This is a genomic window from Kitasatospora nipponensis, from assembly GCF_039528135.1.
GTDB classification, from domain to species: Bacteria; Actinomycetota; Actinomycetes; order Streptomycetales; family Streptomycetaceae; genus Kitasatospora; species Kitasatospora nipponensis.
The window spans coordinates 1-1,167 of record NZ_BAAALF010000488.1; the positions used below are offsets into that span (position 1 = coordinate 1).

The 1,167-nt window shown below is 66.5% G+C and carries 2 protein-coding genes; both read left to right on the forward strand.

Annotated features, from left to right (window positions below; translation table 11 throughout):
• The coding region (locus tag ABD323_RS41375) for an ImmA/IrrE family metallo-endopeptidase (RefSeq protein ID WP_344447245.1) at positions 1 to 324 on the forward strand (324 nt) is incomplete at its 5' end.
• On the forward strand, positions 294 to 1,167 hold an 874-nt coding region (locus tag ABD323_RS41380; RefSeq protein ID WP_344447246.1), incomplete at its 3' end, for a tyrosine-type recombinase/integrase. The genes ABD323_RS41375 and ABD323_RS41380, both read left to right, overlap by 31 nt.

Here is a 1,167-nt window from a genome sequence, read left to right on the forward strand (position 1 = left end):
TCTCCCCAAGACCAGGCTGTTGTGATCGCAGACGGGCTCAGCCCCGTTCAGGAGCGCTGCGTCCTGGCCCACGAAATCGAGCACATCCTCGCCGGTGACTCCAGTTGCGCCGGCGAGCGGGGCCTCCGCGCCGAGCGCTCCGCCGACCAACGTGCGGCGCGAAAGCTGATCGCGCTGTCTGACTTCTGCGCAGCTCGGCAGTGGGCGACCAGCGAGCAGGAGCTCGCGGCCGAACTCAACGTCACCACCTGGGCCTTGCGGGCCCGGATCGCAGATCTGGAGGGGGCAGACCAGTGGCTGGATACATCGAAGATCGCTGGCTGAATAAGCTCAAGGACGCCACGACGGGGAGGCGTGAGCGAACGGAGCGCTGGGGGAAGGGGAAGCGATACAAGGTCTCGGGCATCCCTGGTGTACGGGGCCGGAGCTTTGAGGTCCTGGAGGACGCGAAGACGTGGCTGGCTCAGGCTCAAACTGACGCCAGGCGAGCGGAGTTCGTGGACCCGCGCCGTGGTGACATGACGCTCTCGGAGTACGTGCGCACTCAGTTCTTGCCCGGACGTACGGACAAGCTCACCACCTACACGACCATGGAGAGCAAGGTCCGTAACCACATCCTCGGGCTGCCAATCGGCTCGCTCTCACTGCGACGGATCGATGCGGCCGCGCTTCGGATGTGGAAGGCGGAGTTGCTGACCCGGGTGGACGTGGCCACGGCCGAGGTGATCTGGACCCACCTCTCCACCATCTTTCAGGCCGCCGTGGACGACACCCGTCTTCTTCGAAACCCGTGCCGGGTCCACGCCAGCGTGAGGCCCCCGAAGACGAAGGAGAAGAAGGTCCGGGCCTGGTCCCGCCAGATAGTGGATGCCGTCCGGACCGGAGTGCAGCCGCGGTACCGGATCGCTGTCGACCTCGGGGTAGGCGCCGGCCTCCGGCAGGGCGAGGTGCTCGGGCTGGCCGAGGAGGACATCGACTTCGACCGGATGGTCATACACGTGCGACGCCAGTTGCGGGCCACCAACTCCGGCGCCTTCTACTTCTGCCTGCCCAAGGGTGACAAGACCCGCACCGTACAGCTCACGCCCAACCTCGCGGCCCGCCTGCGGGACCACATCGCTGCATTCCCGCCTAAGGTCGTGGAGCTGCCGTGGGATAACCCAGAGG